Annotated in this window: 18 protein-coding genes and 1 riboswitch; of the genes, 8 read left to right on the top strand and 10 right to left on the bottom strand. The window is 68.0% G+C overall.

Annotated elements, in window-relative coordinates:
- Nucleotides 1-10: 10 nt before the first annotated feature.
- Nucleotides 11-385 (top strand): hypothetical protein, encoded by a 375-nt coding sequence (locus IPV08_RS05840; RefSeq protein WP_207411126.1) that lies wholly within the window; start codon nt 11-13, stop codon nt 383-385.
- 45 nt (nt 386-430) lie between these two features.
- On the opposite strand, the gene murA is transcribed toward IPV08_RS05840, so the two are convergent.
- Complete coding sequence (gene murA, locus IPV08_RS05835; RefSeq protein ID WP_056422896.1) at nt 431-1,720, bottom strand: UDP-N-acetylglucosamine 1-carboxyvinyltransferase; 1,290 nt, start codon at nt 1,718-1,720, stop codon at nt 431-433.
- Nucleotides 1,721-1,858: 138 nt separating this feature from the next.
- The gene (locus IPV08_RS05830; RefSeq protein ID WP_207411125.1) at nt 1,859-2,026 is read right to left on the bottom strand and encodes a hypothetical protein; all 168 of its coding nucleotides are present in this window, start codon (nt 2,024-2,026) and stop codon (nt 1,859-1,861) included.
- A 342-nt stretch (nt 2,027-2,368) separates the two neighbouring features.
- On the opposite strand from IPV08_RS05830, the gene hemA reads away from it, so the two are divergent.
- Nucleotides 2,369-3,712, top strand: a complete 1,344-nt coding sequence (gene hemA, locus IPV08_RS05825; protein ID WP_207411124.1) for a 5-aminolevulinate synthase — start codon at nt 2,369-2,371, stop codon at nt 3,710-3,712.
- A gap of 7 nt (nt 3,713-3,719) precedes the next feature.
- On the opposite strand, the gene IPV08_RS05820 is transcribed toward hemA, so the two are convergent.
- The 3 genes from IPV08_RS05820 to IPV08_RS05810 are packed head-to-tail and all read right to left on the bottom strand — an operon-like array spanning nt 3,720 to nt 4,931.
- Entirely contained in the window at nt 3,720-4,235 is a 516-nt protein-coding gene (locus IPV08_RS05820) for a TspO/MBR family protein (RefSeq protein ID WP_207411123.1), read from the bottom strand.
- A complete protein-coding gene (locus tag IPV08_RS05815; protein WP_207411122.1) occupies nt 4,232-4,660 on the bottom strand; it encodes a helix-turn-helix transcriptional regulator in 429 nt (142 codons plus the stop codon). The genes IPV08_RS05820 and IPV08_RS05815 overlap by 4 nt, the downstream gene beginning before the upstream one ends.
- 16 nt (nt 4,661-4,676) lie before the next feature.
- Nucleotides 4,677-4,931 (bottom strand): type II toxin-antitoxin system RelE/ParE family toxin, encoded by a 255-nt coding sequence (locus IPV08_RS05810; RefSeq protein ID WP_207411121.1) that lies wholly within the window; start codon nt 4,929-4,931, stop codon nt 4,677-4,679.
- Nucleotides 4,932-5,037: 106 nt separating this feature from the next.
- Between IPV08_RS05810 and IPV08_RS05805 the strand changes: the two genes are divergently transcribed.
- Together IPV08_RS05805 and IPV08_RS05800 are read left to right on the top strand one after the other, a co-directional pair.
- A complete protein-coding gene (locus IPV08_RS05805) occupies nt 5,038-6,213 on the top strand; it encodes an aminotransferase class V-fold PLP-dependent enzyme (protein WP_207411120.1) in 1,176 nt (391 codons plus the stop codon).
- A 98-nt stretch (nt 6,214-6,311) separates the two neighbouring features.
- A complete protein-coding gene (locus IPV08_RS05800) occupies nt 6,312-6,773 on the top strand; it encodes a hypothetical protein (protein ID WP_207411119.1) in 462 nt (153 codons plus the stop codon).
- 18 nt (nt 6,774-6,791) lie between these two features.
- Here IPV08_RS05800 and mdoH read toward each other — a convergent pair whose 3' ends face one another.
- On the bottom strand, nt 6,792-8,699 hold the full coding sequence (gene mdoH / locus IPV08_RS05795) for a glucans biosynthesis glucosyltransferase MdoH (protein ID WP_207411118.1): 1,908 nt from the start codon (nt 8,697-8,699) through the stop codon (nt 6,792-6,794).
- 238 nt (nt 8,700-8,937) lie between these two features.
- Between mdoH and IPV08_RS05790 the strand changes: the two genes are divergently transcribed.
- The 3 genes from IPV08_RS05790 to IPV08_RS05780 all read left to right on the top strand — a co-directional run bounded on the left by IPV08_RS05790 (nt 8,938) and on the right by IPV08_RS05780 (nt 14,224).
- Nucleotides 8,938-10,413, top strand: coding sequence for a glucan biosynthesis protein (locus IPV08_RS05790; protein WP_207411175.1), 1,476 nt, complete (start codon nt 8,938-8,940; stop codon nt 10,411-10,413).
- A 167-nt stretch (nt 10,414-10,580) separates the two neighbouring features.
- Nucleotides 10,581-11,684, top strand: coding sequence for a catalase family protein (locus IPV08_RS05785; RefSeq protein WP_207411117.1), 1,104 nt, complete (start codon nt 10,581-10,583; stop codon nt 11,682-11,684).
- Nucleotides 11,685-11,767: 83 nt separating this feature from the next.
- Nucleotides 11,768-11,970, top strand: a riboswitch (cobalamin riboswitch).
- Between the two features lie 238 nt (nt 11,971-12,208).
- Nucleotides 12,209-14,224 carry a TonB-dependent receptor gene (locus IPV08_RS05780; protein WP_246747825.1) on the top strand — a complete coding sequence of 672 codons (2,016 nt, stop codon included), beginning with the start codon at nt 12,209-12,211 and terminating at the stop codon, nt 14,222-14,224.
- Between the two features lie 40 nt (nt 14,225-14,264).
- Here the strand turns inward: IPV08_RS05780 and IPV08_RS05775 are convergent, their stop codons facing one another.
- Together IPV08_RS05775 and IPV08_RS05770 are read right to left on the bottom strand one after the other, a co-directional pair.
- Nucleotides 14,265-14,828: a DUF1993 domain-containing protein gene (locus tag IPV08_RS05775; protein WP_207411115.1), complete on the bottom strand. Its 564-nt coding sequence runs from the start codon at nt 14,826-14,828 to the stop codon at nt 14,265-14,267.
- A gap of 94 nt (nt 14,829-14,922) precedes the next feature.
- Complete coding sequence (locus IPV08_RS05770) at nt 14,923-16,032, bottom strand: hypothetical protein (RefSeq protein ID WP_207411114.1); 1,110 nt, start codon at nt 16,030-16,032, stop codon at nt 14,923-14,925.
- Nucleotides 16,033-16,243: 211 nt separating this feature from the next.
- Between IPV08_RS05770 and IPV08_RS05765 the strand changes: the two genes are divergently transcribed.
- Nucleotides 16,244-18,574 (top strand): Tex family protein, encoded by a 2,331-nt coding sequence (locus IPV08_RS05765; protein WP_207411113.1) that lies wholly within the window; start codon nt 16,244-16,246, stop codon nt 18,572-18,574.
- Nucleotides 18,575-18,797: 223 nt separating this feature from the next.
- On the opposite strand, the gene IPV08_RS05760 is transcribed toward IPV08_RS05765, so the two are convergent.
- Both IPV08_RS05760 and IPV08_RS05755 read right to left on the bottom strand, forming a co-directional pair.
- A complete protein-coding gene (locus tag IPV08_RS05760; RefSeq protein WP_207411112.1) occupies nt 18,798-20,144 on the bottom strand; it encodes an L-serine ammonia-lyase in 1,347 nt (448 codons plus the stop codon).
- 297 nt (nt 20,145-20,441) lie between these two features.
- A complete protein-coding gene (locus tag IPV08_RS05755; protein WP_207411111.1) occupies nt 20,442-20,999 on the bottom strand; it encodes a DUF4337 domain-containing protein in 558 nt (185 codons plus the stop codon).
- Nucleotides 21,000-21,005: the final 6 nt, after the last annotated feature.

Genomic DNA, 21,005 nt, shown 5'->3' with positions numbered 1-21,005 from the left:
ATCCACCACCATGATTCTCGGACCCGTATGCCGCATCGCCTTCGCCGCCCTGACCGCCCTGGCGGCGACGACGGCCCTCGGCCTGGGGCAGGCCCAGGCGCAGGTCCAGTTCCGCATCGACGATGGCTACGACAGGTCGCCTCGTGGCCGTTCGCCCTACGGCGACGACCGGCCGCGGGGCTATGATCGCTACGATGGCTATGCCCGGCCCTACGAGGATGGCGAGCGTCGGCCGGTGCAGCAGCAGCGATACGGACGCCAGCGCATGGGTAGCGTCTGCGTCACGGCGCGCGGCAATTGCCCCGCCTATCCGAGCCCGATCCAGTCGCCCTGCCGCTGCGACATCCCGGGATTCGGCCCCAAGCGCGGCAACGTACTGGAATAGTGGCCTTGTCCGGGAGGCGAGGACCGCCTCCCGGACAGGAGAGGCTCAGGAGCGGATGCGGCTGATCTCGGCGCCGCAGCGGCCGAGCTTGGCTTCGAGCGCTTCGAAGCCGCGATCGAGATGATAGACCCGGTTGATGCTGGTCTCGCCCTCGGCGGCGAGGCCGGCGATGACGAGGGAGACCGAGGCGCGCAGGTCGGTCGCCATGACGGGCGCGCCCTTGAGGCGCTCCACCCCGTCGACGATGGCGAGATCGCCCTCGAGCCGGATCCTGGCCCCGAGGCGCGCCAGTTCCTGCACGTGCATGAAGCGGTTCTCGAAGATGGTCTCGCGGATGTGGGACTGGCCCTTGGCGAGGGTCATCAGCGCCATGAACTGCGCCTGGAGGTCGGTGGGGAAGCCGGGGAACGGGTCCGTGGTCACGTCCACCGCAGCGATGCCGCCGCCATTGCGCCGAATGCGGATCGTGTCGGCGGTGCTGGTGATCTCGGCGCCCGTCGTCGTCAGCACGTCGAGCGCGCTGTGCAGCAGGTCGGCCCGGGTGTTCTCCAGGGTCACGTCGCCCCCCACCATGGCGGCCGCCATGGCGTAGGTGCCGGTCTCGATCCGGTCCGGCAGGACGGTGTGGCGGGCGCCGTTGAGGCGCGAGACACCCTCGATGGTGATGCGCGGGGTGCCGGCCCCCGAGATCCTGGCGCCCATCTTGATGAGGCAATCGGCGAGATCGACGACTTCCGGCTCCCGCGCGGCATTCTCGATCAGGGTCGATCCGTTGGCGAGCGCCGCCGCCATCAGCGCCACATGGGTGCCGCCCACCGTGACCTTGGGAAAGTGGATCTCGCCGCCGCGCAGGCCGCTCTTGGCCTTCGCCACGACGTAGCCGCCGTCGATTTCGACGGTGGCGCCGAGGCGCTCCAGGGCCATCAGCATGAGGTCGATGGGGCGGGTGCCGATGGCGCAGCCGCCGGGCATCGAGACACGGGCCTCACCGAACCGTGCGAGCAGCGGCGCGATGACCCAGAAACTCGCCCGCATGGTAGAGACGAGTTCGTAGGGCGCGGTGGTGTCGATGACGTTGGAGGCGGTGAGCCGGATGGTCTGGCCGGTCTCCGTCGTATCACCCGGGCGCTTGCCCACCACCATGTGGTCGACACCGTGATTGCCGAGGATGCGCAGCAGGGCGTGGATGTCGGCGAGGCGCGGCACGTTCATGAGTTCGAGGGATTCCCCCGTCATCAGGCTCGCGATCATCAGCGGCAGGGCGGCGTTCTTGGCGCCCGAGATCGGAATGACGCCGTGGAGCGGCTTTCCGCCGATGATGTTGATCCGGTCCATCGTCGTCCTTCGCGCGGCGTCACGCCCCTCCCCGTAACGAGAGGGCGGCGCCATCCTGGTTCTGCAAACGGTAGCGGTGCGCTCGCGGCACGGCCTTATCGAGCCGCCTATACGTGAGTTTTGTCCGAAAAAGGATCGTCAGCCGTCTCCGTCGCGATCCGGCTTCGCGTCCGGTCGCTCGGCGGCATCGCCGGTTTCCGTTGCAGTCGCTGCCTGCCCACGGATCCTCGTCTGGGCCTTGCGCCGTTTTAGGTTGTCCCGCAGGGCCGCCTTCAGGCGCTCGTTCCGCGTGGCGTCGTTCTTCATGGCGATCACTGCGCGACCCTTCGTCGCCAGGGCGAAATACCGGCTTTGCGACCCGGTCTCAACAGGCGCAGAGCTGGAATGCAGGAGTCGACTTGAACCAATTCCAAGTTCGCCTGTATCGTCAGGGCCGTGGCGTCGAAATCAGCACCGTCTGATTCCTTCCGCGCCATGCGAAGCGAGATCGTTGCGCCAGCGGGACTCATATCGACGAGGCCTGCAGCGGAGAGTTTGGTGCTTCGGAACAAGCCCTTTGTAACGATGCTGCTGCTGAATGCAGACGAGCGGATGCCGAGGCCGCCTAGAGCGGCGCTGACATGCGGTCGGCCATAGCGTGAAGGACGGATGCCCGTGAATCGGATGCCCGCGATGACGATGATCAGCGATACGACGACGCCCCGTGATCCCTCGGCCGAAGGATCCTCTACCCGCGCGTCGTTCGGGCACGGACGAACCGATTACGAAGGCTACTTCCGCAGGGCGGTGGACCGGCTGCACGACGAGCGGCGCTACCGGGTCTTCGCTGATATCGAGCGGATCGCCGGACGTTTTCCCACCGCCAACTGGCGCCGCCCCGACGGTGGCACCCGCGAAATCACCGTATGGTGTTCGAACGATTACCTTGGCATGGGCCAGCATCCGGACGTGGTCTCGGCCATGACCAAGACCGCTGCCCGATGCGGCGTCGGCGCCGGCGGCACCCGCAACATCGCCGGCAACAACTCGCCGCTGGTGGATCTGGAGCGTGAGCTAGCCGATCTGCACGGTAAGGAGGCGGGCCTCGTCTTCACCTCGGGCTACGTCTCGAACCAGGCCGGCATCTCCACCATCGCCAAGCTGATTCCGAACTGTCTGATCCTGTCGGATGCGTTCAACCACAATTCGATGATCGAGGGCGTGCGCCATTCCGGCTGCGAGAAGCGCATCTTCCGCCACAACGATCTCGCCCATCTCGAGGAACTGCTGATCGCCGCCGGGGACCGCCCCAAGCTGATCGCCTTCGAGAGCGTCTATTCGATGGATGGCGACGTCTCCGACATCACCGCCATCTGCGACCTCGCCGACAAGTACGGCGCCATGACCTATCTCGACGAGGTCCATGCGGTGGGGCTCTACGGCGAGCGTGGCGGCGGCATCGCCGAGCGCGATGGGGTGATGCACCGGGTCGATGTGATCGAGGGCACCCTGGCCAAGGGCTTCGGCTGTGTCGGCGGCTACATCACCGCTTCCACCGTGCTGTGCGACGCCGTGCGCAGCCATGCGCCGGGCTTCATCTTCACCACCGCCCTGCCGCCGGCCATCGCGGCAGCGGCCCGCGCCTCGGTGCGTTACCTCAAGCGCTCGCAGGTGGAGCGCGCGGCGCATCAGCGCCAGGCCGCCCTCACCAAGGCCGCGCTGGAAGAGGCGGGCCTGCCGGTCCTCCCCACCGAGACCCATATCGTGCCGGTGATGGTGGGCGATGCCGAGCTGTGCAAGGCGGCGGCCGACCACCTTCTCGAACAGCACGGCATCTACATCCAGCCGATCAACTACCCCACCGTGCCGCGCGGCACCGAGCGCCTGCGGATCACGCCTTCGCCGTTCCACGACGCAGCCCGCATCGCCAAGCTGACGGCGGCCCTGACGGAGACCTGGGACACGCTCGACCTGCCGCGCGCCGGCACGGTGTTCGTCGAGGCGGCGGAGTAGGAATCGATCAGTTCAACCGCCAGAGCGTGACGGTGAGCAGAGTCGCGAAGGCGACCCAGGCGGCGTAGGGCACGAGCAGCCACGCCGCGAACCGGTCGAAGCGCCAGGACAGGCGGATGGTCCAGAGGATCATTACCAGCATCGCCGCGGCGACGATTCCCGCCCAGCCGAGGGCATGGGCCGAGAAGAAGACCGGCGACCAGGCCGCGTTGAGCGCGAGTTGGGCGAGGAAGGCACCGACCGCCAGCCACCAACCTCGCCGCATCGGACCCGTCGCCGGAGACGCTCCGAGCAAACGCCAGAACGACAGCGCGATCATCGCGTAGAGGATCGTCCAAGCCACCGGGAACAGCCAGTTCGGCGGGTTGAAGCCGGGCTTCGTCAGGCCGGCATACCAGCCCTCGATGTTCGGCGTGGTGCTGAGCGAGCCGACGACGGACGTCGCCACCACCGGCAGGATGGCGACCGCGAGTCTCGCTATCGGAGAGAGCGGCGAGCGATACGGAATGTGAGAGGTGGTCATGCCGATGTCTTACCCGTATCGCGATTCTCTGTTTCGGTCCCGTGGGGCCCGAACCCGACGAGATCGTCGAGGGAGACGGCCAGGGCCGAGGCGAGCTTGCACAGGGTCTCGATTGTCCCCTCCCGTTTTCCCGTCTCGATCTGCGACAGGTAGGCCTGCGCGATGCCGGCTTTGTCCGCGAGGGTTGCCGCCGTCATGCCGCGATGGTCGCGCCAGACACGGATGCGATTCTCACCCGAAAGCAATCGTTCGACGATCGCCGAGGGCACGAGTTCTTCTTCGCCGAGGGCGAGCTTGCGCTGAAACTCGGTGACGGCGAGGCGATCCTCCGCATTCTCGGCGGCTTCGAGCAGGGCTTCGTATTCCGCTTCCGGCAACACGACGAGCCGCTCGCCCCTTGCCGTCACGATCGTCTGGGCACCCATGGCGAACCGTCCTGATTTAATCGTATGCGCTACCGCGAGGCACGATTTTAATGATGGCGAGGATATGCCCATCCTGGGTGAACAGGATTCGCCAGTCGCCGACCCGCAGGCGATAGACACCATGCTGACCCTTCAGAGCCTTCACGTTGTTGGCCTGAGACCCCGGATGTCCGGCATATTCGTCGATCTTCGTTCGAATGAGTCTCGCTACGTTCGCCGGCATGCGGGTCAGTGCCCTCACGGCGTCCTTGCTGTAGGCGACCTGCATCATGACGTGAGCGGATAGCGAAATTCGTCGAGGCGGAACATAGCATTCCGCTATTGTTTCGCTGCGTCTCTCCCACGGGTCAAGGGGCCCATTTGCCGGAACGATACCCATGTCCGAACCCGCCGAAGATCCCTCGTCCACTCACGCCAAGCCGAGTTTCACCAAGCGTACCCTGGCCGCGCAGGCCATGGGCCATGTCGATCCGGTGACGCGGGCGGTGGTGGCACCGCTCCATGTCTCGACGACGTTCATCCGCGATCCCGACAACGGCTACAGTTCGGGCTTCTCCTATGCCCGGCCCGACAACGCCACGACCCGCGAGGCGGAGGCCGTCATCGCCATGCTGGAGGAGGCGGAGGCCGGCGCGATGCTGTTCGGCTCCGGCATGGCGGCGGCCACGGCCGTCTTCTCGGCCCTGGAGCCCGGAGACCATATCGTCGCCCCCCTCGTGATGTACTGGGCGCTCAAGCGCTGGCTCCAGCAGGAAGCGCCGCGCCGGGGCTGGGGCCTCGACTTCGTCGCCATGGACGATCTCGACGCCCTGCGGGCTGCGATCAGGCCGGGCACGACGAAGCTCGTCTGGGTGGAGACGCCCGGCAATCCGCTCTGGACCATCACCGACATTGCTGCCGCGGCCGAGCTCGCGCACGGGGCAGGGGCGCGTCTCGCCATCGATTCCACCGCCGCCTCGCCGATCCACACACGGCCCCTGACGCTCGGGGCCGACATCGTCATGCATTCGGCCACCAAGATCCTGAACGGTCATTCGGACGTTGTCGCCGGTGTCCTCGCTTCAGCGCGCACCGATGCGTTCTGGGAGCGGATCGGCGCGATCCGTGCCGGCGGTGGGGCGATCCTCGGGCCATTCGAGGCCTATCTCCTCATGCGCTCGCTGCGGACCCTACCCCTGCGGGTCGCCGCGCAATCGGCCAATGCGGCGGACCTCGCCAGGCGCTTCTCGGCGCATCCGCGCGTGGCGTCGGTGCTCTATCCCGGCCTCCCCGACGATCCCGGCCATGCGGTGGCGGCACGCCAGATGGAGGGCGGTTTCGGCTTCATGCTGTCGATCCGAGTCGCGGCCGGCGAGGAGGCAGCCATCGCCACGGCGGCACGGGTGCGCCTATGGAAGCGCGCCACATCGCTCGGCGGCGTCGAGAGCCTGATCGAACACCGCGCCTCGGTGGAAGGGCCGGGCACGCCATGTCCGCCCGATCTGCTGCGGCTCTCGGTGGGGATCGAGCATGCGGACGACCTCTTCGCCGATCTGGACGCGACCCTCGGCTGATTTCCTCGTCGGTTCTTGGTGCGATCCCGCCCTTCGCGCATTGTGCGAGGGACGGACCGCCGCCGGGCGGTCGCCGCGCTGCGAGCGAGGACGACCCGATGCGATACCCTGTTCCCCTTCTAACCGGTGCCCTCGCGCTCGTCGCTCTCACCGGGGCCGCCTTGGCCGCCGATGGGCCGCCCAAGCTCGACGTGCAGGCGACCTGCAAGTCGTCGGTCCGCGCGGAAGCCAGCGTCAGCGACACCTCCACCGTCGAAGGCTGCCTCCGTTCGGAGGAGGCGGCGCGCAAGGAAGCCCAGCGTCGTTGGGGCGACTATTCGCCAGCCGCCAAGAGGCAGTGCGAGAAGCAGTTCGAGGCCGGCGGCTTCCCGTCCTACGTGGAGATGGTGACTTGCCTCGAACTGGCGAGCGGCACGGTTCCGACGCAGGGCACCGGACCGGGCGCGGATACCAGTTCCGGCGCCCGACGTGAGAAGGCGGATGGGAATGCCGGCGCCGCCGCCGCCGAGCCGAAGCCGAGCCAGCGCACCAACCCGATCGAAGTGCTGGAGAAACCCTAGCCTCTCACTGCTCTGACCTCATCGCGGTGCGGAGATTTCCGCCTCCGCGCTTGCCCAGACGTCCGGGCGAACGGGCTTGCTGCGCTCTTCGCCCCGGCGGACCGATGCGAGGTCCAGGAGTTCGGCGGCACGGTCCGTATCGTCGACAGACAGGAACAGGTTGTTCCTCTGCGAGGCGCGGCCGAGATCGGCACGGCTGGTCAGCACGCTGAAGGCCGGGCTCGTGAGCAGGGCGAGGGCCACCGGCCCCATCCACAGGGCGAGCCAGGGGTCGCCGGCATAGATCAGCAGGCCGGTGAGCAGGGCGCCCGCCACCAGGGCGTCCACCTGCAGGCGGATCGCCTCGGACCACGGCACCTGACGGTCGTCGCGCACCTGCGAATCCCAGCGCACCACGCGGCCGATGAAGGTGGTGGCGACGGCGCCGGCGGCAAAGACCGTCATGACCGGCCAGAGCAGCACCCAGACGATCTGTTCGAGCACGGCGCTCTTCAGGAGCGAGGCGGTGCCGCCGAAAGCGGCGCGGCGGGTCGGCGAGGCCAGGACATGGCCGAGGCTGAGGAGCTTCGGCAGGGCCATCACGGCCACGACGAGAGCAGCCAGCGCATGGGCGGCGAGGCCCGTCCCGGTGAGTCCATAGGCCAGGAGGCCGAGATCGCCGGTCACGGCGGCCTGGATAGAGGCGGTGGCGAGGAACAGCACCCAGAGCGGGCAGGCGAGGTAGGACAGGATCCCGACCATCAGGTGCCAGCGGCTCGCCGCCCGAAGACCCGGCAGGGTGGTGATGCGCAGGTGCTGCATGTTGCCCTGGCACCAGCGCCGTTCACGCCCGAGGAGATCGATGAGGTTCGTTGGCATCTCCTCCCAGGTGCCGCCCATCTCCGGCAGGAGGTGGACCTCCCAGCCGGCCCGGCGCAGGAGCGCGCCCTCGACGATGTCGTGGCACAGGATCTCGCCGCCGAGCGGCGCCTTGCCGGGCAGCACCGGCAGTTCGGCATTATCGGCGAAGGCCGCGACCCGCAGGATCGCGTTGTGTCCCCAATAGCTTCCATCCGCGCCCTGCCAGGTCTCGAGGCAGCGGATCGACAGCGGCGCGTAGAGCCGCACGGCGAATTGCTGGATACGGGCAAACAGCGTGTCCCGGCCGGTCGCGTAGGAGACGGTCTGGATCAGCCCGACCTTGGGCGCTTCCTCCATCAACCGGGCGAGGCGGCGCATGGTGGCGCCGGTCATCAGACTGTCGGCGTCGAGCACGATCATGAAATCGTATTCCGAGCCGTAGGACTTGCAGAACTCAGCGATGTTGCCGGCCTTGCGGCCCGCATTGTCCTGGCGCCGCCGGTAGCGGAAGCGCGGCAGGCCAGGGCCGTTCAGGCGCGCCCATGCCTCGATCCGGGCGAATTCATGCTCCTCCACCGCCGCGATGGCACCGTCACGCGTGTCGGAGAGGACGAAGATGTCGATATCGGACCCGTCGCCGCCGCCACGCTGAAGCGAGCGGGCCATGACGCGCAACGCGGCGAACACCGCCACCGCGTCTTCGGCATGGATCGCCACCACGGCAGCCGTGCGGCTGAGGCCCGAGGCGGTGGCCGGAACCGTGGCCGAGCGGATCTCGATCGCGGATTTGGCGTCATCGCCGAGCCCCGCCGCCACGAGTCCGTAGACGTATTGCCAGGCGACGAAGGATTGCCACGTCATCACGAGGCCGAACAGGACCAGCACGGTCCAACCCAGAATGCCGTCCGGGCGTCCGTAAGCGGACAAAGCGAGCCAGGAGATCGCGGCCGCGGTGGCCAGGGTCGGCAGGGCCAGCAGGAGCCGCCGCATCAGCAGCGAAGGGGCCTCGCCGGACTGACTTTCGGGAATCGCCGGGTTCGGGATTCCGACCGGGGATGCGTCGTGCGACAACCGCGTGATGGACATGGGGCGCTGGACACTCGATCGAGGCTGAGAGGGGCCGTCGTCCATCATGAAGCGAAGGACATCGATGATACGGGGCGACGGTGAAGACGAGCGTTCGGAGCGTGATGCCCCCTCGCGGCGACAGACCTTGCAAACCGCGCTCAGCGTGGCCGCAGGCATGATAATGCCTAGTGCCGTCGACCTGAATACCGCCAGAACGATGGCCGCCGATAAAGTCGACCCTCCCCGTGACGGGCCGATGACCTTCGAGGGCGTCGTGGCCCAGGCCCGCCGCCTCGCAGGCGCACCCTACCGGCCCGCTCCGGAGGATCTCCCGGCACCCCTCGCCGGCCTCAGCTACGATGGCTACCGCGCGATCACCTTCCGTCCCGACGCGGCTCCACGCCTCGGCGGTTCGTTCTCGCTGCAGCTGTTCCATCGCGGTTTCCTGCAGAAGAAGCGCGTCGCCCTGTTCCTCCAGCCGCCGGACGGGCCGCCGCAGCCGATCCTCTACCAGTCGGGCCTGTTCGATCTCGGGGCGGACTTGGCAGCGCAGGACTTTTCCGGCGATCTGGGCTTTGCCGGCTTCCGGCTGCATCACGCCTTCGATGGTGCGAAGCCGGCTAATCAGGAAGAATTCCTAGTCTTCCTCGGCGCCTCGTATTTTCGGCTTCGCGGAAAGGCGCAGGAATACGGCCTGTCGGCGCGCGGTGCCGCGATCCAGACCGGCGGTCCCGGCGCGGAAGAGTTTCCGGACTTCACGGCGTTCTGGATCTGCGAGCCGAAGGCCGATTCCCGCGCCGTCACGATCCTGGCGCTCCTCGATTCACCGAGTCTCGCGGGTGCCTATCGCTTCGTGGTGGAACCCGGCGCGACCTCGCGAATGGTCGTCACCGCCTCGCTGCATCCCCGCGCCGCGATCCCGCGTCTCGGCCTCGCGCCGCTCACCAGCATGTTCCTGCATGGCGCGAACGGTCCGGGCGCGCGCGGAGCCGAGCCGTTCGACGATTTCAGGCCCCAGGTTCACGATTCCGACGGGCTCGTGGTGGCGACCAAGGACGATCGCCTTTGGCGTCCCTTGAGCAACGGACGGCGAGAGCCGCAGATCTCGGCTTTCCGCACCGAACCCCTCGACGGGTTCGGACTGTTCCAGCGCGAACGAAACTTTGCCGCCTATCTTGATGTCCAGGCCCGTCACGAGGCGCGACCCGGCCTCTGGGTCACGCCCCAGGCAGGGTTCGGCGCCGGGGGTGTGCAACTTTTCGAAATCCCGTCCCGCGAAGAGTACATGGACAACATCGTCGCCGCCTTCGTGCCGGATGCGGCCGTCGCGGCGGGGAGTGCCCTCGACCTCGCCTACACTCTTGCCACTGTCGGGGCCGAACCGGACACCGCGGTGCTCAGCGCGCTCGCCCGGGTGGTCTCCACCCGCGTCGGTTCGGCCGAGCGCCTGCGCCCGACCACGCCGCCCAGCCCGGAGCGGCGGCTCTACGTCATCGATTTCGAAGGGCCGGGCCTGCCCACCGGCCCAGCCGGTGACATCGCGGCCGAGGTCTCGGCCAGCGCCGGCACCATGGTCGATCCGGTGGTGGAGCGGGTGCCCCAGACCGGCGGCTGGCGCCTCTACGTGGAATGGCGCCCGCCGACGCCGCTGCCGCCCGGCGACGTCGTCCTGCGTGCGCGCCTCATGCGCGCCGGTCGCCCGATCAGCGAGACCTGGGACAACGCCGCCTGATCGCCGGGCAACCTCACGACTTGGCGAGGTGCGACAGGGATCGGAACGAGAGTACCGGCCGGGGAGTCCTACCTTGGAACAACACCAAGTTGCGGAGCCGCACGGTTCTCTCGAGGCCGTCGAAACGCCTCGGGGCGCGGAATCCGCCATTCCCCGGAGCAGCACCCTTGGCGACCGAGACCCCCTACCTGCGCTACACGCCCGCCGTCGAGATCCCCGAAGCCGATGAGGCCGAGACCAGCCGGGCCCTGAACGAGACCATGCGCTCCATCAGCGAGAAGACGCTCGCCGATGGCGGTCATGCAATCCGCAGCGTCCATGCCAAGGCGCATGGCGCGCTGAGGGCCGAGTTGGAGGTGGCGACCGACCTGTCCCCCGAACTGGCGCAGGGCCTGTTCGCGAAGCCGGGGCGCTATCCGGTGGTGATGCGCTTCTCGACCATTCCGGGCGACATCCTGGACGACAGCGTCTCCACCCCGCGCGGCGTGGCGATCAAGGTCCTCGGTGTCGAGGGAGAGCGTCTCGAAGGATCGGAAGGGGATGCCACGCAGGATTTTGTGCTCGTCAACGGCCCGACCTTCTCGGCGCCGGGACCGAAGCCGTTCCTGGCGACGCTGAAGCTCCTCGCCAAGACCACCGATCGGGCGGAGGGACTGAAGAAGGCCGCATCGGCGGCGCTTCGGGGCGTGCAGAGCGCGGTCGTCGCGACCACCGGTTCGCCGAGCCCGACCCTGGCGACCCTCGGTGGGCAGCCCGAGACGCATCTCCTCGGCGACAGTTTCTACAGTCAGGTTCCGCTGCGCTTCGGCGATCACATCGCCAAGATCTCCCTCGTCCCGGTCTCTCCCGAAATGAGGGCGCTGGCGAACAAGCCTCTGGACGACACGAGCGCCGCCGACGCGATCCGCGAGGCGGTGATAGAGCATTTTCGCATCCACGGCGGCACCTGGGAATTGCGGGCGCAGCTGTGCCTGAACCTCGACGACATGCCGGTGGAGGACGCCTCCGTAATCTGGCCTGAGACCGCGAGCCCCTACCGTACCATCGCCACCCTCACCGCCGCGCCGCAGGCCAGCTGGAGCGAGGCCCGCGCCGCCTATGTCGATGACGGATTGTCGTTCAGCCCCTGGCACGGGCTGGCCGCGCACCGGCCGCTCGGCGGGATCATGCGCATGCGCAAATCGGCCTACGAGATGGGCAAGCGCTTCCGGGCCGAGAAGAATGGCCGCCGCATCGAGGAGCCGAAGAACCTCGACGCTCTGCCGGATTGACGCCGGACGTTGCTGCAATGCGACAGGGCAGCGGCGATGATCGGTGCGGGATCATCTCGCAATTGACCCTCTCGTCGCGGCCGACCTAGCCTGAGACTGACGGTTCCTCTTCGGGGGATCAAAAGGGAACGCGGTGAGGATCTTGCGTCCGATGCCGCGGCTGCCCCCGCAACTGTAAGCGGCGAGCCCATCATCAACACGTCACTGGAGGCTCCGGCTTCTGGGAAGACGATGAGAGGGCGTCGACCCGCGAGCCAGGAGACCTGCCGTCAGTCGTGGTCACACGCGAAACGCATCGGGCGGGGTGTCCTGGTGGGGTGTCGAGGCCTGCGCTCGCGTAGGGATCGGCTTCGTTCGCGGTGACGTGCCACTGCCGTTGCCCGAGGTCTCCGCCTGTGTCCGCCCGTCTCGTTACCCCGCTCCTCGCTGTCGGATTCCTGGCATCCGCCTCGCCGGTTCTTGCCCAGTCCGAGACGGCAACCACCGCCGAGGCGACCCTCAACGAACTCTCCGTGGCCGCCGACATGCGCCCGCCCCCTGCAGCGGCCGGTCCCGGTCTCGGCGGGGCCACGGGTGGAACCGGCGGGGCCGAGGCGTTCGGCGCCCTGTCCGCTCCCGCGCTGACGTCGAGTTCGGGCGTCATCACCGGCAGGGCCCTCAACGATCGCCCGGTGACCCGCCCCGGCGAGGTGCTGGAGGCCGTGCCCGGCCTCATCGTCACGCAGCATTCCGGCGAGGGAAAAGCCAACCAGTACTTCCTGCGCGGCTTCAACCTCGACCACGGCACGGACATCGCCATCACCATCGACGGCATGCCGGCCAACATGCGCACCCATGGCCACGGCCAGGGCTATGCCGACATCAACTTCCTCATTCCCGAACTCGTCGGCGCGGTGGAGTTCCACAAGGGCCCGTATTTCGCCCGTGACGGGGATTTCGCCTCCGCCGGATCGGTGCGGATCGACACGATCGACGCGGTGCCCCGCCCATTCGCGCTCACCTCCCTCGGGAGCTTCGGCTACAAGCGGGCGCTCACCATCGCCTCCGCACCCCTCGGGGAGGGGACGCTCCTCGCCGCCGGCGAGGCTCAGGTCTATGACGGCCCCTGGGTGGTGCCGGACGACATCCGCAAGCTCAACGGCGTGCTGCGCTACAGCCAGGGCACTGCCCTCGACGGGTTCTCCCTCACCGGCATGGCCTATTCCAACCGCTGGACGGCGACGAACCAGGTTCCGCAGCGGGCCATTTCCGAAGGCGTGATCGGCCGCTTCGGCACTCTCGATCCGAGCGATGGCGGCGCTGCCAGCCGCTTCTCCCTGTCGGGCCGCTGGAGCCGGTCGGACGACGGCGGCGTCACCCGCGCCAGCGCCTACGTCATCCGCTCGAACCTCAACCTGTTCAACAACTTCACCTATTTCCTCAACGATCCGGTCAACGGCGACCAGTTCCGCCAGCTCGACAGCCGCACCGTCGCCGGCGGCGAGATCGCCAGGGTGTTCAAGGGTGAGCTGTTCGGCCTGCCCATGGAGAACGAGATCGGCGTGCAGACCCGGTTCGACGACATCCATGTGGGCCTGTTCAACACGCGGGCGCGCACCTCGCTTTCCACCGTGCGCGACGACCGCGTGCAGGAGGGCAGCGCCGCGCTCTACTTCGAGAATCGCCTGCGCTGGACCGACTGGCTGCGCACCAGCGTCGGCCTTCGCGCCGACGCCTACGACGCGAGCGTGAGATCGAACAATCCGCTGAACTCAGGCCATGCGCGGGACGGCATCGTCAGCCCCAAGCTCGGCGTCGTGTTCGGCCCCTGGGCCGAGACCGAACTGTTCGTGAATTACGGCGAGGGCTTCCATTCCAACGACGCGCGGGGCGCGACCATTACGGTCGATCCGGGCAACCCTCTGTTCCCCCTCGACCGGGTGCCGCTGCTGGTGCGCTCCGTGGGCTCGGAGGTGGGCTTGCGCAACCGCTCCATCGCCGGCCTCGAATCGACCGTGACCCTGTTCCAGCTCGATTTCGATTCCGAGAACCTGTTCGTGGGTGATGCCGGCACCACCGAGCCGAGCCGCCCGAGCCGGCGCACCGGCATCGAGTGGACCAACCACTACGCGGTCACGCCCTGGCTCGCCGTCGATGCCGACCTCACCGTCACCCATGCCCGCTTCGCCGATCGCGACCCAGCGGGGAGCCGCATTCCCGCCGCCCCCACCGCCATCGCGGCGGCCGGCTTTACCCTCGGTGACGCGCTCGGCTGGTTCGGCACGATGCGGCTTCGCTATTTCGGGTCGCGCCCGCTCATCGAGGACAATTCCGTCCGCTCGAAGCCGACCACGCTGGTGAATGGCCGCATCGGCTACAACTTCGAGAACGGCCTCACGGTGCAGCTCGACATCCTCAACCTGCTCAACGTCAAGGCGAGCCAGATCGATTATTTTTATGAGTCGCGGCTGCGGGGAGAGCCGGCGAGCGGGGTGGCGGACACGCATCTGCATCCGGTGGAGCCGATGGCGGTGCGATTGACGGTGGCGGGGCGGTTTTGAGGGATGGGAGCGGGTTGCAGGCAGCCAAGCCGCTCTCCGGTCATGCTGATGGCAGTGATCCGGGCCGGAGATATGCGAACATGTGAGGCACATAATCGGCTTTGCCGAGTGTGATGCCGTAATGCCGCAAGATGGCGTAGGCGGTGACGATGTGAAAGTAGAACTGAGGCAGAGCCCAATCCCGAGCGTATTGTTCGCCGCTCATATCGAACGTGATGTTGCCCGGAAGCTCGATCACGATTGGCAGAGTCGCACCGGCATCGAGGGCATCGTTCGGGAGGCCGTCCAGAAGCGCCAATGCCTCGGTGATACGAGCCCGTGCATCCGCCATTGATCCGGGCACCTCGCCGGCATTACGCCCTTCGGCCGCCACGGCGGCGAGCGATAGGGGAATGTCCTCACCGCGAAGGCGGAACGTCGCCTCCTGAGCTTGGTAGGCGGCAAAGCACACTTGTGACGCCAACGGATACATGTCCGGTGCCAGACGCGCCGAAAGCAGACCATTGGCCGGATCCGCCATCTGATGCTCTGCCTTGTCCAGCAGCCCGGCCAGCGTCCGCAACATGTTCCTGTAGGTCGGTACCAGAAGGTTAGTCAGCGACATAATCAGTCTCGCGGCGACGGCTACTTCAAGGCCTACCCTATTTCCGCGAGAGCGAACACCATGAGTCGAGGCCCACTTTTTCCCATTCCGACCCCTACGGCCCCACCCGCTTCCGCACCACCATCTCCCCTCGAAACAAGAACTTCTGCGCGCGCTTGCCCGTGTCCACCTCCGTGGTGAAGACGTTGCCCCGACTGTCCACGGCGAGGTTGTGGACCCAGTGGAAGTCGCCGGCCATGCGGCCGTTGCGGCCGAAGGCGCCGAGCACTTCGCCGGTGTCGCGCTTGAGGGTGCGGACCTCGTTGTTGGCGCCGTCCGCATTGAGGAGGTAGGTCTGGTCGGGGTCGGGCCAGAGCGCCAGTTCCCAGACCGAGCCGTTGGCGCGGGTGGTCTTCTCCACGAAGAACTCCTTCACGAAGCTGCCGTCGCGGCGGAACACCTGGACCCGGTCGTTGGCCCGGTCGCAGACATAGACCAGCCCGTCGCGGGCGATCTGGACGCAATGGACCGGGTTGCGGAATTGCTGGGCCGGGGCGGCGGCCGGGTCGTAGGCGGGCAGGGTCTCGTCGGTGGGCGGCTTGCCGTAGGCGCCCCACATCCGCTTGAACGCTCCGGTCTCGGCATCGAACACGATGACCCGGTGGTTGAAGTAACCGTCGGCGACGAAGAGCTCGTTGGTCTCGGGGTCCACCTGCATGGCGGCGGGCCGTCCGAGGCGGGTCGTGTCGAGGCTGTTGGTCTGGGGACCCTGCTTGCCGATCTGCAGGACGAATTTCCCCTCCGGCGTGAATTTCAGGATCAGCCCGTCCTGCTCGCCATTGCCGGCGAGCCAGACGAAGCCCTTGTGATCGATATGGATGCCGTGCTCGTTCTGCGGCCAGTCATAGCCTTCGCCCGGCCCGCCCCATGACCTGACGAGGGTGCCCGCCTGGTCGAAGACGAGCACGGGCGGAGCGGGGTGGCAGCATTTGGTACGCGGCGGGTTGAGACTCGCGGCCTTCTCGTCATCGGTGAGGGAGCGCGGGCGCTGCACCACCCAGATCCGGTCCTCGGCATCCACCGCGACGCCGGACGCCTGACCCATGATCCAGTTGTCCGGCAAGGGTTTAGGCCAAGTCGGATCGACCTGGAAGGTCGGGGGCTCTGCTGCGGCCACGCCTGCGAAGGCGACGGCGAGCACGGCCAGACCAAGCCTGAGCCTCATGGCATTTCTCTCCCAAACCCGTTTTTTGTTGAAGTAAGTCTCCGCCGGGCGTGGACCTTTGTCCATCGGCCGCACCTGACCGATCGGTATCGACACGCGGCATTTGTCACCAGGATCGGCCTTCGAGAATCCACCGGATCACCCCTCCGGTTTGACCGCTCTCCGGCCCGGCCTGTAGACACCGCGGCCCCTTCACGCGCGCGAGGATTCCATGGCCGCCATCACTGCAACCATCGCGGCGGAGCTCAAGGTCGCCGAGCGGCAGGTCGCTGCCGCCGTCGAACTCCTTGATGGCGGGTCGACGGTGCCGTTCATCGCGCGCTACCGCAAGGAGGTCACCGGCGGCCTCGACGATTCCCAGCTCCGCGATCTGGAGGAGCGCCTCGCCTATCTGCGCGACCTGGAGGCGCGCCGCGCCGCCATCCTCGAGAGCATCGACGGCCAGGGGAAGCTCGACCCGGCCTTGAAGGCCCGTATCCTCGGTGCCGACACCAAGGCGCGGCTCGAAGATCTCTACCTGCCGTTCAAGGTGAAGCGCCGCACCAAGGCGCAAGCCGCCCGCGAGGCCGGGCTCGGCCCCCTCGCCGAGGCGCTGCTCGCCCATCCCGAACGCGCGCCGGAACAGGCTGCCGCCGCCTTCGTCGATGCGGGCAAGGGCATCGCCGACGTGGATGCCGCCCTGGAAGGCGCCCGCACGATTTTGATCGAGCGGTTCGGCGAAGACCCGGAACTGGTGGGCGCCTTGCGCGACACGGTCTGGCAGCGCGGCCGGATGACCTCCAGCGTCAAGAAGGGCAAGGAAGCGGCCGGCGAGAAGTTCGCCGACTATTTCGACTTCTCCGAACCACTCACGCGCCTGCCCTCGCACCGCATCCTGGCCCTGTACCGGGGCGAGAAGGAGGACATCCTCGACCTCGACATCACCGACGCCCCCGGCGACGTGGCCGAGAAGGGCGTGCCCTCCTGGCAGGAACTGCGCATCGCCCGCGCCTTCCGCATCGGCGATCATGGCCGGCCGGGGGACCGCTTCCTGATGGAGACCGTGCGCCGGACCTGGCGCACCAAGCTGAAACCCGCCCTCGACACCGACCTGCGCGGACGCCTGAAACAGGTGGCCGAGACCGGGGCCGTGAGTGTCTTTGCCGGAAACCTGCGCGACCTGCTGCTTGCCGCCCCCGCCGGTGCCCGGCCGACTCTCGGCCTCGATCCCGGCTTCCGCACGGGGGTGAAGGTCGCGGTGGTGGATGCCACCGGCAAGGTCGCGGCCACCGACGTGATCTACCCGCACGAGCCCCGCCGCGACTGGAACGGCGCGCTCGTCGCGCTGGCCAAGCTCTGCCGCGCCCATAAGGTCGAGCTCATTGCCATCGGCAACGGCACCGCCTCGCGGGAGACCGACAAGCTCGCCGCCGAACTCATCGCCAAGCAGCCGGAACTGCACCTCACTAAGGTGATGGTGTCGGAGGCCGGCGCCTCGGTCTACTCGGCCTCTGCCTACGCCAGCGCCGAATTGCCGGGCCTCGACGTGACCCTGCGCGGGGCTGTCTCCATCGCCCGGCGCCTGCAGGACCCGCTCGCCGAACTGGTGAAGATCGAGCCGAAGGCCATCGGCGTCGGTCAGTATCAGCACGATCTCGGCGAGGGTCAGCTTTCCAAAGCCCTCGATGCGGTGGTGGAGGATTGCGTGAACGGCGTCGGCGTCGACGTGAACATTGCCTCCGCGCCCCTGCTCGCCCGCGTCTCCGGTCTCTCCGAGCGGGTGGCGGCCAACATCGTGACGACGCGGGACGAGAAGGGTCCGTTCCGCACCCGCGCAAGCCTCAAGAAGGTCGCGGGCCTCGGGCCCAAGGCCTATGAACTCGCCGCCGGCTTCCTGCGCATCCGCGATGGCGACGATCCCCTCGATGCGTCGGGCGTGCATCCGGAAGCCTATCCGGTGGTGCGCCGCATCCTCGCCGCCGCCGGACAGCCCATCCAGGCCGTCATCGGCAACGGCCCCATCCTGAAGAGCCTCGACCCGAAGCGCTTCACCGACGAGACCTTCGGCCTGCCCACGGTCACCGACATTCTGTCGGAATTGGAAAAGCCCGGCCGCGATCCGCGACCGGCCTTCAAGACCGCGACCTTCCAAGAGGGCGTCGAGAAGATTTCGGACCTCCGACCCGGCATGCGCCTCGAAGGCGTCGTCACCAATGTCGCCGCCTTCGGCGCCTTCGTCGATATCGGGGTCCACCAGGACGGTCTCGTCCACATCTCGGTCCTGGCCGACCGGTTCGTGAAGGATCCGCGCGAGGTGGTGAAGCCCGGCGACGTGGTGCAGGTGCGCGTCGTCGAGGTGGATGCCAACCGCAAGCGCATCGCGCTCAGCATGCGCTCGGAGGAAGCGGGTGCGCCGCGCGGCGGGCGGCCGGAGGAACGCTCCTCTTCACGGCCACAGCAGAGACCCGCGCCGGCCCCGGCGCCACGCGGCCCGGCCCCCGACGGTGCGTTCGCCGAGGCCCTGCGCCGGGCGGCGGAGGGCAAGGACCGGGGACGCCGCTGACGGTCGCGCGCATTCCCCCTCTCCCCGTGCGCGGGGAGAGGATCGCGGACACCTTGCCGTGACTGCGATGAGCGGAGGCGAAGCCGGAGCGAGGGTGAGGGGGACTCTTCGGATGAGGCTCCTTCGGACGCGCCCCCTCACCCTCGGCTGCCGCCTCGCCGCGCCGACGACGGGGTCGTCGCGGCCCTCTCCCCGCAAGCGGGGCGAGGGGATGCGCCCTCCCTCAGCACGCCGCCACGTTCACCGCCAGGCCGCCGAGCGAGGTCTCCTTGTACTTCGCCTGCATGTCGTTGCCGGTCTGGCGCATGGTCTCGATGACTTCGTCCAGGCTGACCCGATGGATGCCGTCGCCGCGTAGTGCCAGGGAGGCGGCCACCACCGCCTTGTTGGCGCCGAAGGCATTGCGCTCGATGCAGGGGATCTGGACGAGGCCGCCGATCGGGTCACAGGTCATGCCGAGATGATGCTCCATGGCGATCTCGGCCGCGTTCTCGATCTGCAGGGTCGAGCCGCCGAGCAGCGCGGCGAGGCCGGCCGCCGCCATGGCCGCCGCCGAGCCGACCTCCCCCTGGCAGCCGACTTCCGCGCCGGAAATCGAGGCGCGGCTCTTGATGAGACCACCGATGGCTGCCGCCACCAGCAGGAATTCGCGGCCGCGCTCGTCCGACCAGCCGGGGCAGAAGTCGCGGGCGTAGCGCAACACAGCTGGGACGATCCCGGCCGCGCCGTTGGTGGGGGCTGTCACCACCCGGCCGCCGGCAGCGTTCTCCTCGTTCACCGCGAGGGCGAACAGGCTGATCCAGTCCATGATCTCGTGGGCCGGCCGGGCGTTGAGGTGGCGGTTGGCCTCCAGATCCTCGAACAGCTTCTTGGCCCGCCGCCGCACCTTGAGGCCGCCGGGCAGTTCGCCGGTCTGGCGCAGACCCCGGTCGATACAGGCGAACATCGCGTCGCGAATTGCGTCCAGCCCCTCGTCGATGGCCTCGCGGCTGCGGCTCGCGCCCTCGTTGGCGCGCTGGACCTGCGCGATGGAAAAACCGGTGCGCAGGCATGTCGCCAGCAGATCGGCGGCGCTGGCATAGGGCAGCGGAAACGTCATTGCCTCGCCCACCGCCGCCGCTTCCTCGCCGACCACGAAGCCGCCGCCGATGGAATAGCAGGTGACCGTGTCGAGCACGCCGCCATGCTCGTCGAGGGCGCGGAACCGCATGCCGTTGGTATGGACCGGTAGCACCTCGGTGAAGTTGAAGACGAGATCGGTCTCGAGGGCGAAAGCCGGTCCACCGAGGCCGAGCCTGCCCGTCCGCTTCGCTTCGGCCACGTATTCGTCGACCCGGTCGGGGTCGATCCCGGCGGGGCTATGGCCGAGCAGGCCGAGAAGAATGGCGACATCGGTCCCGTGCCCACGCCCGGTCCAGGCGAGGGAGCCGAAGATCTCGGCGCGGATGCGCGCGAGGCCGGGACGCCGCCGCGTCCGCTCGCGGAAATCGAGGGCCGCCACCATCGGCCCCACTGTATGCGAGCTCGACGGGCCGATCCCGATCTTGAACAGGTCGAAAGCGCTGATCATCGGTCCCGGTCCGCCTCATCCGCAGCGTCGCGCCACCATGCGGCAGTGCGATCGCTCATCAGACAGACCGTGATCTGAAGATCGCGCCCCGTCTTCGCAAGTGCGCCGTCCGACCTGCGAAATCCGGGCCGGACACGGTCCGCCCCGACGGGCCGCGTGGCGGGGGCGATGCTCCGGTTCATATCAGGCCTCACTGAACCTGACCCATAGACCAGGGTCGGTGAGGTCCTACGGACGACCGCCGCCGCGCCGTCGCGCGGGCAGACCTCGATGAGTCCGGCTCATCGAGGTCCGGTATCAGTGGAAGAACGGCAGAAAGTGCGGCGCGTAGAGGCCGAAGCCCAGCATCACGAGGCCGGCCACGCCCAGGAACCCGCCCGCCAGCGTCAGTGCGGCGATGCCGGTGATGACCTGGGCCGAGGCAAGCACGATCCCGATCTGGAAGGCGGCCGAGCCGAATTCGTAATGGTGGTAGCGGTGGAGCGCGAGGTCGCGATGCTCCTGCGAGGCCCGCGCCTTCTCCTGCAGCTCCTTGCGCCCGTCGCCGGTGGCGGGGTCCGATTCCCAGCGCGCCATGGTCTTGGCCCATTCGGCCCGCTTGGCGGCGATGGCCGGTGCGTTGGCCGTCTCCGGCGGGATCAGGGCGAGGGTTTCGTCGGCGGTCTTGAGGATGGTGCCGCGGATGGTGCGGGCCTGGTAATAGGCCCATTGGTTGGAGGATTCGACGTTGGCGCTGAGCGCCTCGGTCTGCGCCCCCTTGGCCAGGGTCTCGGCCAGCGCCAGGAACAGCGCCAGCACCGAAATCAGCAGCGCGACCTTCTTGTTCGAGCCCTCGATGGCTCCGTGACCCGACATGCCGGA

Source organism: Methylobacterium sp. SD274, assembly GCF_017355285.1.
GTDB lineage: Bacteria > Pseudomonadota > Alphaproteobacteria > Rhizobiales > Beijerinckiaceae > Methylobacterium.
The sequence above is the reverse complement of the archived record's forward strand: the minus strand, read 5'-3'. Positions and strand labels throughout refer to the sequence as shown.